Here is a 13,330-nt window from a genome sequence, read left to right on the forward strand (position 1 = left end):
AAGTTGTCAAATATAGGGGTATTATTTTTGCAAATGCATGCATATGTGACAACGCTGTTTTCATATATTGAAAAGGAGGTAAAGAGGGGGATGAGCGCTTGGGTTACTTAATGGAAGCTATTTTATTAATATTAGCGGTAGTATTGCCATTATCTTTCGTATTAATTTTTTTAAGAAGATTAATAAGTAATTTAGGGGACGCTACAACAATAACGAAATTACAAGAGAGAGATGAGAAAAAAGAGTGAGTAAAGCACTATGCGTACGCATAGTGTTTTACTTGTGGTAAAATAAGAGCAGGAAACTCCTAAAGGTTGTATTTTACTAAAGGAGAGAAAAGTAAAATAAGAGGTATATGCATATATGAATAAGCGAACAGCGTTAATACTCGGTGCAAGTGGTTTAGTTGGACAAGAGATAACGCGTCTATTACTTGAATCAGATTACTACGATTCGGTTACTATTTTTGTAAGAGAGCCAATGCAATTGCAACATGAGAAGTTACAGCAGAAACAAGTTGATTTTTCGGTATTAGAGGAATATAAAGAGTTCTTTGCTGTGGATGATGTTTTTAGTTGCTTAGGAACAACAATAAAAAAAGCAAAAACAAAAGCAAATTTTAAAAAAGTAGATTATGAATATACGTTACGAGCTGCTTGTTTAGCTGAAAAACAAGGGGTACAAAATTTCCTTGTCGTGTCTTCTATGGGAGCGAATCCTAAATCATTCTTCTTTTATTCACAAGTGAAAGGAAAAATGGAAGAAGAATTGCAAAAGTTAGTGATTGGTGGTATTCACATTTTTAGACCATCATTATTAGTAGGAAATCGACAAGAATTTCGTTTCGGCGAACGAATGGCTGAAAAGTTATCTCGTATTATTCCGTTTATCTTTAAAGGAGCTTTCAAAAAATATAAACCAATTTCAGCTAAAGATGTGGCGAAAGGGATGTATATAACCGCGCTGCGAGAAGAATCGGGTATCCATACTTATAATTCAAATGAAATTACAACGATAGAATAAATAAAACCGAGAAGAATGACTTCTCGGTTTTATTTATTCGTATGAATTTTTCCTGGTGCTCGCTTATATTGGTGAGGTTCTTGCAATTCAAAGCCAAGTTCATTGGCCGCTATTCTCGGAAAATACGGATTGCGAAGTAATTCACGTCCGATAAAAATTAAATCTGCTTCGTTATTATTTAAAATTTGCTCTGCTTGTACTCCGGTCGTAATTAATCCAACTGCACCAGTTGCAATGTTAGCATGCTCTTTAATATGTTTGGCATATTGTACTTGATAACCAGGATACACATCAATATGTGCTGGTACAACTGCGCCAGAACTACAATCGATTAAATCTATTCCCTGTTCTTTCATCCACTTTGTATACTGAACGTAATCTTGAACCGTTAGCCCGTCAGGATGATAATCATTTGCTGAAATACGGACAAATATTGGTCCGTCCCAAACTTCATTTACAGAGTCGATGATTTCGCGTAAGAAACGATAGCGGTTTTCAGGTGAACCACCATATTCATCAGTCCGCTTATTGGAAAGCGGAGAAAGAAATTCATTAATAAGATAACCGTGAGCACCGTGTATTTCAATAACATCAAATCCAGCTTGTTTTGATCGTACTGCAGCTTGCTGAAAAGCTAATACAGTATCTTTAATTTGGTGTTTGCTCATTTCTATTGGCATTTTCATTGTTTCATTAAATGGAATGGCTGAAGGAGCTAACGCATCTGTTTCTAATTCTGCTTTTCTTCCGGCGTGAGCGAGTTGAATGGCAGCTTTTGCACCATTATCATGTATAAAAGTAGTCGTTTTATGTAAGCCTTCAATTAGGTTGTCATCCCAAATGCCTAAGTCTTTATTTGAAATTCGACCTTCAGGTAACACGGCTGTTGCTTCAATCATAACTAAACCAACTTGACCGGCAGCTCTTGTTCCATAATGAATGAGATGGAAATTCGTTACTTGGCCATCCCCGTTTTCCGATGAATACATGCACATAGGTGACATAACAATCCGGTTTTTTAATGTAACGTCCTTAATTGTATAAGGTGAAAAAAGTTCGGAATTCATCCAATAGCCTCCTAGATTGAATTTTCTTACATTGTATCATTCTCTTTTTTGTTTCTCTAATAAAACGCTTATACGAAAAATTTTGTATATTCGTGTTACAATGACTAATATGAACTGAATTGGAGGATGGCATATGTACCAGGCTTATTATGAAAGCGAAGTAGGTTTGCTTGAAATTACAGCGAATCAAGAAGGAATTACGTCTGTTATATTTGTTGATGAACGACAAGAAGAAAATAAAAATGAAATGATAGAACAATGTATAAATGAGTTAGATGAATATTTTAAAGGGAAAAGAAAAGAGTTTACGGTCCCGCTGTCTGCGGAGGGAACAGCATTTCAAAAAAATGTATGGGATGCACTTTATACTATTCCATACGGCGTAAGTGCTTCATATTTAGATATTGCAGAGAAAGTTGGAAATACAAAAGCTGTACGGGCAATAGGAGGGGCAAATAGTCGGAATCCAATTTCAATAATTGTTCCATGTCACCGTGTAATAGGGAAGAGTGGAAAGCTTGTTGGATATGCTGGTGGTTTATGGAGGAAAGAGTGGTTATTAAAACACGAAGGTATTTTGAAATGACGTATGGATGGGAAGAGGGATTGTTTTGAAATGTATAAATTGTGGGCAACCTTGCGAGGAGGAACAGTTAAATTGTGCAAGTTGTCAGCGAAACTTGGATAATGAACAAGATGAAGGTAGCTCGTTAATAGATAAAGAACTAGAAGTATATGTAGGGAGACAATATCCGTATTACAAAAGGAAATGGGAGCTTGAGAATAAGCGGATTGCTAGGTGGAGCTGGAATGGTTGGGCTGCTATTTTCAATATAGGCTGGCTAGGATATCGTAAGTATTATGTACCAGCTGCTTTATTTATGTTGTTATTAGTAGCGTGTGATGCATTTTCGTATTATATGGGATTTAATGTAGCGTTGCCAATCATTAATATGGTGCCTCTTACGTTTTTATTACTCATTTTTATTCTGTTTGGAATGGGGATTTTTGCAAATGGATTGTACTATCAATTTGCGGAAAGACGTATATACCGAATAAAAGCAAGAGAAATAAAAGATAAATCAGTTGAAAACTATCTAATCAATGATAGCGGCGGAACGAGCAAAATGGGAGCGACAATTGTTACTATTTTAGCAGTTGCTAGCATATTTTTTAGTCATTTCTTTTTTCCGACTGATCGAGACGTTATTCAAAAGGTTCGTACAAGCTCGCTTTATGAATATCCTTTCTTTTCAATAGGTGAATCTTTCGAAAATTATTTTCAAAATTCAGGTTGGATATATTATCGTGGAACGGAAGGGTTAGAATTAGTAGAATTCCAAGGATATAACACCGGAACGCCAAGACAAAAGGTGAAGATTCAATTTGTTGTCGATTATAAATTAGGTGAAGTGGAACCATACTCATTTATGGTTAATGGTGAATCTAAAACTGAAGAAGAGTTTTTGAAGCTAATGGAAGAAATATTTAAAGTTCAAAATCCATTTGATATAGAGGATGGATTACAAGTAAATGCTATTCAAGAAAGCGGCTGGAAAGAAATTTCCGATCGCTTTTTTCTATGTTTGTTAAAATAAATATTTAAAATAATCAGAATCTTTTGTATAATGAAATATATTATATAGGATTTAACTTATACATATAGATTGGGGGAAGGAAGAATGAAGAGAAAGACAACAACAATTGCTGCACTTGCGTTAACGACGAGTGTATTGGTTGCAGGATGTGGGAATGGTGAGAAGGCTTCGACAACGAAGAAAGAATCGAATAAGGGAATGGCCGATAAACAAGTTTTAAATTTGCTAGAAACAGCTGAAATTCCTTCAATGGATACATCTAAATCAACGGATTCTGTATCTTTCCGTGTATTTGTAAATGCAATGGAAGGTTTATATCGTCTAGATAAAGATAATAAACCAACACCAGGTATGGCAAAAGATGTGAAGATTAGTGAAGATAAAAAGACATATACATTTGAATTACGTGATGCGAAATGGTCAAATGGTGATCCAGTTCGAGCACAAGATTTTGTATATGCATGGCAACGTACATTAGATAAAGCAATAGCGGCAGAATATGCATTCATTTTATTTGATGTGAAAAATGCACAGAAAGTAAATAAAGGTGAATTACCAGCAGATCAATTGGGTGTTAAAGCGAAGGATGATAAAACGTTGGTAGTAGAATTAGAGCAACCAGCACCTTATTTTCTTGAGCTTACGTCGTTCCCTACATTTTTCCCATTAAATGAAAAATATGTGAAAGAGCAAGGAGATAAATACGGATTAGAAGCAGATAAATTAGTATATAATGGACCATTTACAATGAGTCAATGGAAACATGAACAAAATTATCAGTTAAAGAAAAATCCTAATTATTGGGATAAAGATACTGTAAAGTTAGACGAAATTAATGTAAGTATTGTGAAGGAAACAAGCACGGGAGTAAATTTATATGATAGTGATCAAGCAGATCGAGTTATTTTAACTTCTGAATTTGTTGATAAATATAAAAAGAATAAACCAGATGAATTTAAAACGAAGTTAGATCCACGCATATATTTCTTACGTTTTAACCAAAAAAATGCAACATTTAAAAACCAAAAAGTACGTGAAGCGATTGATTTAGCATACGATAAAAAAGGAATTGCTGATGTCATTTTAAATGACGGTTCATTGCCAGCATATTTCTTAGTACCTGAAAAATTCACGACAGGTCCGGATGGAAAAGATTTCCGCTCTGTAAATAAAAACTTCCGTGATAGTAAAGATAACGCAGAGAAAGCAAAAAAATTATGGGAAGAAGCGAAGAAAGAGCTTGGTCAAGATACAATTACGGTTGAATTACTAAACGATGATAACGGTAGCCGTAAAAAAGTAGGCGACTTTATTAAGGAAGAACTAGAGAAAAACTTGCCTGGTATTAAAGTGAATTTGAAACAGCAACCATACAAACAGAAGCTAGATTTAGAAAAGAAATTCCAATATGAATTCTCATTATCTGCATGGAGCCCTGATTATCCGGATCCAATGACTTATATTGATATGTTTGTTACTGGAAGCTCATTTAATGAAATGGATTATTCTAATCCGAAGTATGATGATTTAGTAGCGAAATCAAAAGGAGAGCTATTAAAAGATGATAAAGCACGCTGGAATGCACTTGCGGAAGCTGAAAAAATCTTAATTGGTCAAGACGCAGCAATTTCTCCTACGTACCAACAAAGTACAGCTTATTTAGAGAAGCCATTTGTAAAAGGCATTGCTAACCATACGTTTGGCGGGGACTTCAGTTATAAATGGGCATATATTACAAAAAAATAGTATAATAAAAGATGAGTGAATTTTCGCTCATCTTTTATTTGTATAAGGAGGAATTATAGTTGTTAAGGGGAATCAATCACATTTGTTTTTCGGTATCTAATTTAGAAAACTCTATTATGTTTTATGAAAAAGTATTAGAAGGAGAATTACTAGTTAAAGGAAGAAAATTAGCTTATTTTAACATATGTGGAGTATGGATAGCGCTTAATGAAGAGACGCATATTCCGAGAAATGAGATTCATCAATCTTATACGCACATTGCATTTTCTGTTGAACAAGAAGACTTTAAATGTCTAATACAGCGATTAGAAGAAAATGATGTTCATATTTTACAAGGAAGAGAACGTGATGTAAGAGATTGCGAATCTATATACTTTGTTGATCCTGACGGTCATAAATTTGAGTTTCACTCAGGGACACTGCAAGACCGTTTAAATTATTATAGAGATGAGAAACCTCATATGACATTTTATTAGGGAGGGATAGCATTTGCATGCACTTGTAATTGGTGGAACAGGAATGCTAAAGAAAGTTTCTATGTGGTTTTGTGAGAAAGGATTTTATGTTTCTATTATCGGGCGAGATGAAGTGAAATTAGAAAATGTTAAGCGAATGAGTTCTGCACCAGAAAATATTACATGCCTTTCGTTAGATTATCATAATGATGAAGATGTAAAGCTAGCTATTAAAAGTACAATTAAGAAAAATGGCCCGATCACATTAGTTGTTGCATGGGTACACACAAGTGCAAAGCATGCACTATCAAATATTTGTAAAGAACTAGATTTGTCGTCTAAAACATATAGTTTATTTCATATTTTAGGTAGTAAAGCATCACGTATGCCTGCACAAAAAATAGGGAGTACGCGATGTATTTATCATAGAATTATTTTAGGTTTTATTTTAGAAGATACATATGGAAGATGGCTTACTCATGAAGAGATAGCTGATGGAGTTATAAAAGGGATTGAAAGTAAACGAGCGGAGTGGATTGTAGGGAGAGTTGAACCGTGGGAATTACGACCAACATGGTGAGGGGGAGTAAGAAATGAAAACAACTATATATGTAACAAGGCATGGTGAAACAGAGTGGAATGTAGCGAAGCGAATGCAGGGACGGAAAAATTCTGCTTTAACTGAAAATGGTATAGTTCAGGCGAAACAATTAGGGAATCGAATGAAAGATTTACCAATCCATGCGATTTATAGTAGTCCGAGCGAAAGAACACTTCATACGGCAGAGTTAATAAAGGGGGAACGTGATATACCTATTATAGCGGATGAGCATTTCTATGAAATCAACATGGGTATATGGGAAGGACAAACAATCGCGGATATAGAAAAGCAATTTCCAGAAGAAGTACATCTGTTTTGGAATGAGCCACATCTTTTTCAGTCAACATCAGGCGAAAATTTTGAGGCCGTTTATGAAAGAGTAATTGAAGGGATGCAGCTTCTTTTAGAGAAGCATAAAGGACAAAACATATTGATTGTTTCTCATGCGGCAGCAGCAAAATTACTTGTAGGGCATTTCGCGGGAATTGAAATAGAAAATGTGTGGGATGATCCATTTATGCATAGTGCCAGTTTGAGCATAATAGAATTTGAAGAGGGTATTGGTAAAGTGAAACAATTTGCAGATATAAGTCACTTTCAATAAATGTAAAAAAGGCCGCAAAACGGCCTTTTTTGGGTGGTATAAAAACTAGCAGTTACGTTTTTTATACCAGAAGTGATCGAATTTCTTATTTTTGCAAGATGGGAATTTATGTCCGCCTTTGCAATCATTCCATTTGTGTCCGCTATCGTGACAGTCTTTACCATGATCACATGAATCATCGCAAGAGTGACCGTGTCTGTTAGGGAAGAATTCGCATTTTTTACAGAAACTTCGTTTTGTCCAGAAAAATTTCTTTTCAAAGCGTATGCATTTTGTAATGAATGTACAATGTTTTCTGCGAGTACGTTTTGTAACTAATACGCATTCTTTTCTACGCGTTACTTTCGTAACGAACGTCCATTTTTGAACACGTACACGTGTACATTTCGTAACAAATGTCCATTTTTTTACATGCGTACATTTTGTAACGAACGTACAATGTTTCACGCGAGTACATCTTGTTCTAGGACATTTACCCCCAGTTGTACATTTACATCCAGTTGTACAATGATGATGAGTGAATTTATCATCATCGCACTCAAATGTACTTGGATCTTGGTGTAAGAAATCCTCCATCCCAGCACTTTTGATTTCTTCGACAGCTTTTCTAATATCACGTTTCATAGAAATCCTCCTTATCATGTATTAAAGTGAAAAGGTATTCTTTTTCCTTAACATGATATGTATGTAGGCATCTTTCTGAACAGGACAAGAGTGTAATTTTATATAAATAGATGATTGCGGATGTATGGACAAGACAAGGCGCATACATTGAATGAAGAGAACTGAGAAGGGATGAGAAAACATGCTGCCTTCATATGATTTTTTTGTTCATCCAATGTACTTAGTGGAATTGAAAAAGGACATTTGGTCAGATAGTCCAGTACCAGCAAAATTGACTTATGGAAAAAAGAAGTATGATATTGATATCGTATACAGAGGAGCTCATATTCGCGAATTTGAGAAAAAGTCTTATCATGTTATGTTTTATAAGCCTAAAAAATTTCAAGGTGCGAAAGAGTTTCATTTGAATTCGGAGTTTATGGATCCGTCTCTCATACGAAATAAATTATCTTTAGATTTTTTTCATGATATTGGTGTACTTTCGCCAAAATCACAACATGTATTTATAAAAATTAATGGTCAAATTCAAGGTGTGTATTTACAGTTAGAATCGGTTGATGAAAATTTTTTAAAAAATAGAGGATTACCGAGTGGTTCTATTTATTATGCGATAGATGATGATGCGAATTTTTCATTAATGAGTGAACGAGATAAAGATGTTAAGACAGAGCTCTTTGCGGGTTATGAATTTAAATATTCGAATAAAAATAGTGAAGAACAGCTGAGTGAATTTGTATTTCAAGCGAATACTTTGACGAGGGAAGCCTATGAAAAAGAGATTGGGAAGTTTCTACATGTAGATAAATATTTACGATGGTTAGCAGGAGTTATTTTTACGCAAAACTTTGATGGTTTCGTTCATAACTATGCACTATATCATAACGATGAAACAAATTTATTTGAAGTTATACCGTGGGATTATGATGCGACTTGGGGGCGAGATGTACAAGGGAGACCACTTAATCATGAATATATTCGCATTCAAGGGTATAATACGTTAAGTGCAAGATTGCTAGACATACCTGTATTTAGAAAGCAGTATCGAAGTATTTTGGAAGAAATATTAGAAGATCAATTTACAGTTTCGTTTATGAGGCCGAAAGTAGAAGGGTTGTGTGAATTGATTCGTCCATATTTACTACAAGATCCATACATGAAAGAAAAATTAGAAACATTTGATCAAGAGGCTGATATGATTTATGAATATATAAATAAGAGAAGAAAGTATATACAAGACCACTTACATGAATTGGATTAATTTTGAAAGAGATTGAAACGTTATCAATCTCTTTTTTTTTTGTATAATAAAGATGTATCAATAAAAATGAAGTAATATATTTGATAGAGAATGGGGATGCGGATATATGACGATTAAATGGATTGATTGGGTAAAACAAATACAATCTATAGCTCAAGCAGGTTTAACGTATTCTAAGGATGTGTATGATATTGAACGTTTCCAGCAATTACGAGATATTTCTATTTCAATGATGTCACATTACACGAAAACAGATTGGGAAATCGTAGAGAAGTTATTTGCAAGTGAGACAGGCTATCAAACACCTAAAGTTGATATAAGAGCGGTTGTTTTTCAAAATGAAAAGTTATTATTTGTGAAAGAAAAAAGCGATGGGAAATGGGCATTGCCAGGTGGATGGGCTGATGTCGGTTATACGCCAACCGAAGTTGCAGCAAAAGAAGTTTTCGAAGAGACTGGTTATGAGGTAGATCATTTTAAGTTACTAGCTATATTTGATAAAGAAAAACATCAACCATCTCCATCGGCGACGCATGTATATAAGATTTTCATTGGATGCGAGATTATTGGTGGAGAAAAGAAAACTAGCATTGAAACAGAAGAGGTGGAGTTTTTTGGTGAAAATGAATTGCCTAATTTATCAATTGCTAGAAATACAGAAGACCAAATTAAAGAGATGTTTGCCTACATGAAAGACCCGCAGAAAGAGAAATTAATAGATTAATCCTGCTTGAATTGTACATATTGTTAAAATGAAGATATTGGCAGATTGCAGCCTTTATGTAATAATAGGATGGTATGTGAAGAAAAAAGGAGATAAAAAAGAACATGTTAGCAAACATAATAGATCAGTTATTGCAATTTTTTGCAAGCTTAGGTTACTTTGGAGTAGCTCTTGCTTTAATGATTGAAGTAATCCCGAGTGAAATTGTACTTTCGTATGCTGGCTTTTTAGTAGCAAATGGTAAAATTAGTTTTGTGGGTGCAGTTATCGCCGGAACGATTGGTGGTACTTTAGCGCAAATCTTTTTATACTGGCTTGGATACTACGGAGGGCGTCCGGTTGTAGAGAAATATGGGAAATATCTACTTATTAATAAACATCATTTAGACATAGCGGAAGGTTGGTTTAAGCGTTATGGAGCAGGTGTAATATTTTCTGCGCGCTTTATCCCAGTAGTACGTCATGCGATCTCTATTCCAGCAGGACTAGCTAAGATGCCATTAAAACTATTTACACTTTATACGGTTGTAGCGATCATTCCATGGTCAATTCTATTTATATACTTAGGTGAAAAACTTGGTGGGAATTGGCGACAAATTAAAGAGTATGCATCTGATTACACACATTACATAATTATAGGAGCTGTTCTTTTTATTGCTCTATACTTTGGTTTAAAGTATTTCAAAAAGAAAAAAGCAGCGCGTTAAAGTCAATGATTTTTCATTGGCTTTTTTTGTTTGTTTCGGTTCTAAAGAAAAGGAGTTGTCCATAATGTGTAATAATAAAGCGTAGCGGAGGAATGTGATGAAAGGGTCACCGTTTATACGTGGAACGATATTTTTAACGATGGCAACGATGATATCAAAAATGTTAGGGTTTATATATGTTATACCATTTACAGCGATGGTCGGTACGAGTGGTTACGTTCTATACACATACGCATATCGTCCTTATACCATCATGCTCAGCATAGCAACAATGGGATTACCGCTAGCTGTTTCAAAGATGGTATCAAAATATGATCAACTGAATGATTATCATACGGTTAAGAGAGTGTTGAAAAGTGGAATCGTGTTTATGTTTATAATGGGAGTCATTTCGTGTTTTACGTTATATATGCTAGCTCCGCATTTAGCTAAACTTGTCATCGATGGGAATGATCAAACGGGGAATAGTGTAGGAGCGGTTACTACTAATATTCGAATTGTAAGTTTTGCGTTAATACTTGTGCCAGTAATGAGTTTATTAAGGGGCTTCTTTCAAGGATTCCAATCGATGGGGCCTTCTGCATTAAGTGTCGTTGTAGAGCAATTTTTTCGGGTTTTAACCATTTTAATAGGAAGCTTTGTCGTTTTATATGTTTTAAAAGCTTCTGTTTCGCTAGCAGTTGGTATTTCAACGTTCGGTGCCTTTATGGGAGCTGTAGGTGGATTAACTGTTTTAAGTGCGTATTATATGAGAAGGAGAAGGCACTTAAAGAAAAAAGAAATGGCAAGTATACCACAAACAACGAAATCTTTTTTCTCGCTTTATAAGGAGCTCTTTACATATTCTATTCCTTTTGTTGTAGTAGGCTTAGCAATTCCGTTGTATCAGACGATTGATACATTTACAATTAATAAACTACTTATACAGATAGGGTATATGCAAGGCGAAGCGGAAAAAATTAATGCGATAATTGGCCTTGTTCAAATGGTTGTGCTTATCCCGGTATCCGTTGCGACAGCTTTTAGTATGTCTCTCGTACCAGAGATGACGAAAGCTTACACAGCAGGAAATACGAAGCTATTGTACAAACATTTTACGAGAACAAATGTATTAGTAGTAGCAATTACGGTACCGGCGGCAATTGGAATGATGGTGTTAGCCAAGCCTGTATATACCCTTTTATTTGGTGCTGGAAATGATCCAGAGATGGGGAGAATCATTTTACAGTATTATGCTCCTGCTTGCATACTATTTTCTCTTTTTACAGTAACGGCTGCTATGCTACAAGGAATCAATCAACAGCAGAAGACGGTGCTAGGACTAGTGATTGGAATTATTGTGAAGATAGTTTTAAATATTGTATTGCTTCCGTATTTCGATTATGTAAGTTTTATCATTTCAACATACGCGGGCTATACGATTTCAGTCGGGTTTAACTTGTGGATGCTTTCTAAATATGTTATAAAGGCAACATAAGCTTTTAAGGCAGAGAGCACTCTGTCTTTTTCTATGTTTATCCCGCTCTAACGGGCAGTAAGATCCTCATCTCAAAATTCAGCGAAAGAAAAGAAGTTTGGTTGGGGGCGGGCAGCCTGTAAAAGCCCGATTGGTGAGGGCTGAAAATCAGTGGGGGGATGAAGCCCCCACTGATTAAAGTTTCACTTTATAATATTTTTCTTATAAAAACGTTTTCAAAATAATTTTTCTATTGAAATTTAAACGTATGTTTCATATGCTGAGAATGGCGGTTTAAAAACTGTGATTTAAGAGAGGTAGATTCCTACATGTAAAAAGAATCGGGGTGATAGTATGTTAAATATATATTTAACAGACCGAAACGGAAAACTACAAGAGATTGAGGAAATGCAAAAGGGGTGCTGGATTAATGTACTTCATCCAACAGAAGAAGAAATTCAATATCTAGTACAAACTTTAAATGTAGACTTAGATTTCATTAAAGACCCTTTGGATGATGAAGAACGCTCTCGTATTGAAAAGGAAGACAATAATACTTTAATTATCGTCGATATTCCGACAGTTAGACATGACGAAGAAGGAAATTCGATTTATGACACGATTCCAATAGGTATGATTGTGATGCCGGATTGTTTTGTTACAATCTGCTTAGAAGAGAATCCAATTTTTGAACGTTTTATTAATCAACGTATTAAAGAATTTTATACGTTTAAGAAGACGCGCTTTGCACTTCAGCTCTTATATACAATTTCTACTTATTATTTAAGATACTTAAAGCAAATAAATCGAAAAACAATTGATTTAGAGCATCAATTAAATCAGTCAATGAAAAATAAAGAGATTTTCACATTGTTAGGCCTTGAGAAAAGTTTAGTATACTTTACAACGTCATTAAAGGCTAATAAAATTGTAATTCAAAAGTTAATGCGTAATAGTACATTTTTAAAAATGTATGAAGACGATCAAGATTTATTAGAAGATGTATTAATTGAAAATAAACAGGCTATTGAAATGGCGGAAATATATAGTCACATTTTAAGTGGAATGATGAATACTTTTAGCTCCGTTATATCAAATAATTTAAATAGTGTTATGAAACTGTTAACGTCAATTACGATCATTTTATCTTTACCGACGATGGTTTCTAGTTTCTTTGGAATGAACGTAAAGGTTCCGTTTGAAGGAGAAGCCCACGGTTTTGTAATTGTACTCATCATATGTGTAACACTATCTTTCACGTTAGCTTTTGTTTTTTGGAAGAAACGTTACTTTTAACGATAAGAAAGCTGCTCTAGCATAGTTATACAACTACGCTAGAGCAGCTTTTTTGCTATGAAATCTCAAATTTTGAATAGAATATAACTTGTACAATGTAATGTATATAAAGGGTATGTATTCCATATAAGCCTTGTTCAATTAATGAAATGGGGTTAAAATTACATATTG

15 protein-coding genes are annotated in these 13,330 nt (G+C 34.6%); 13 read left to right on the top strand and 2 right to left on the bottom strand.

Annotated features, from left to right (window positions below; translation table 11 throughout):
- Positions 1 to 98 precede the first annotated feature (98 nt).
- Positions 99 to 248 carry a hypothetical protein gene (locus DN407_RS31585; RefSeq protein ID WP_000540932.1) on the top strand — a complete coding sequence of 50 codons (150 nt, stop codon included), beginning with the start codon at positions 99 to 101 and terminating at the stop codon, positions 246 to 248.
- A gap of 115 nt (positions 249 to 363) precedes the next feature.
- Positions 364 to 1,023, top strand: a complete 660-nt coding sequence (locus DN407_RS09645; protein WP_001042736.1) for an oxidoreductase — start codon at positions 364 to 366, stop codon at positions 1,021 to 1,023.
- 29 nt (positions 1,024 to 1,052) lie between these two features.
- On the opposite strand, the gene namA is transcribed toward DN407_RS09645, so the two are convergent.
- A complete protein-coding gene (gene namA, locus DN407_RS09650) occupies positions 1,053 to 2,090 on the bottom strand; it encodes an NADPH dehydrogenase NamA (RefSeq protein ID WP_048567425.1) in 1,038 nt (345 codons plus the stop codon).
- Positions 2,091 to 2,223: 133 nt separating this feature from the next.
- Between namA and DN407_RS09655 the strand changes: the two genes are divergently transcribed.
- From DN407_RS09655 to DN407_RS09680, 6 genes are all read left to right on the top strand, one after another.
- Positions 2,224 to 2,676: a methylated-DNA--[protein]-cysteine S-methyltransferase gene (locus DN407_RS09655; protein ID WP_000283913.1), complete on the top strand. Its 453-nt coding sequence runs from the start codon at positions 2,224 to 2,226 to the stop codon at positions 2,674 to 2,676.
- Positions 2,677 to 2,683: 7 nt separating this feature from the next.
- A complete protein-coding gene (locus tag DN407_RS09660) occupies positions 2,684 to 3,688 on the top strand; it encodes a DUF2628 domain-containing protein (protein ID WP_002196418.1) in 1,005 nt (334 codons plus the stop codon).
- A gap of 84 nt (positions 3,689 to 3,772) precedes the next feature.
- On the top strand, positions 3,773 to 5,434 hold the full coding sequence (locus DN407_RS09665; RefSeq protein ID WP_000824273.1) for a peptide ABC transporter substrate-binding protein: 1,662 nt from the start codon (positions 3,773 to 3,775) through the stop codon (positions 5,432 to 5,434).
- Positions 5,435 to 5,493: 59 nt separating this feature from the next.
- Positions 5,494 to 5,910, top strand: a complete 417-nt coding sequence (gene fosB / locus DN407_RS09670) for a FosBx1 family fosfomycin resistance bacillithiol transferase (RefSeq protein WP_000943769.1) — start codon at positions 5,494 to 5,496, stop codon at positions 5,908 to 5,910.
- Between the two features lie 13 nt (positions 5,911 to 5,923).
- The gene (locus DN407_RS09675) at positions 5,924 to 6,469 is read left to right on the top strand and encodes a short-chain dehydrogenase (protein ID WP_000543107.1); all 546 of its coding nucleotides are present in this window, start codon (positions 5,924 to 5,926) and stop codon (positions 6,467 to 6,469) included.
- Between the two features lie 13 nt (positions 6,470 to 6,482).
- Positions 6,483 to 7,094: a phosphoserine phosphatase 1 gene (locus tag DN407_RS09680; RefSeq protein ID WP_000858827.1), complete on the top strand. Its 612-nt coding sequence runs from the start codon at positions 6,483 to 6,485 to the stop codon at positions 7,092 to 7,094.
- A 45-nt stretch (positions 7,095 to 7,139) separates the two neighbouring features.
- Here DN407_RS09680 and exsB read toward each other — a convergent pair whose 3' ends face one another.
- Positions 7,140 to 7,718: an exosporium protein ExsB gene (gene exsB, locus DN407_RS09685; protein ID WP_000817498.1), complete on the bottom strand. Its 579-nt coding sequence runs from the start codon at positions 7,716 to 7,718 to the stop codon at positions 7,140 to 7,142.
- Positions 7,719 to 7,899: 181 nt separating this feature from the next.
- On the opposite strand from exsB, the gene cotH reads away from it, so the two are divergent.
- From cotH to DN407_RS09710, 5 genes are all read left to right on the top strand, one after another.
- The gene (gene cotH / locus DN407_RS09690) at positions 7,900 to 8,976 is read left to right on the top strand and encodes a spore coat protein CotH (protein WP_000937999.1); all 1,077 of its coding nucleotides are present in this window, start codon (positions 7,900 to 7,902) and stop codon (positions 8,974 to 8,976) included.
- Between the two features lie 106 nt (positions 8,977 to 9,082).
- Positions 9,083 to 9,700: an NUDIX hydrolase N-terminal domain-containing protein gene (locus DN407_RS09695; RefSeq protein WP_000153576.1), complete on the top strand. Its 618-nt coding sequence runs from the start codon at positions 9,083 to 9,085 to the stop codon at positions 9,698 to 9,700.
- 104 nt (positions 9,701 to 9,804) lie between these two features.
- Entirely contained in the window at positions 9,805 to 10,407 is a 603-nt protein-coding gene (uptA, locus tag DN407_RS09700) for an undecaprenyl phosphate transporter UptA (RefSeq protein WP_000880691.1), read from the top strand.
- 97 nt (positions 10,408 to 10,504) lie between these two features.
- Positions 10,505 to 11,884, top strand: coding sequence for a putative polysaccharide biosynthesis protein (locus DN407_RS09705; protein WP_000678847.1), 1,380 nt, complete (start codon positions 10,505 to 10,507; stop codon positions 11,882 to 11,884).
- A gap of 333 nt (positions 11,885 to 12,217) precedes the next feature.
- The gene (locus DN407_RS09710) at positions 12,218 to 13,159 is read left to right on the top strand and encodes a magnesium transporter CorA family protein (RefSeq protein WP_000932389.1); all 942 of its coding nucleotides are present in this window, start codon (positions 12,218 to 12,220) and stop codon (positions 13,157 to 13,159) included.
- The last annotated feature ends 171 nt before the right edge of the window (positions 13,160 to 13,330 follow it).

This window comes from Bacillus sp. JAS24-2 (genome assembly GCF_008274905.1).
In the GTDB taxonomy this organism is placed as follows: Bacteria; Bacillota; Bacilli; order Bacillales; family Bacillaceae_G; genus Bacillus_A; species Bacillus_A cereus.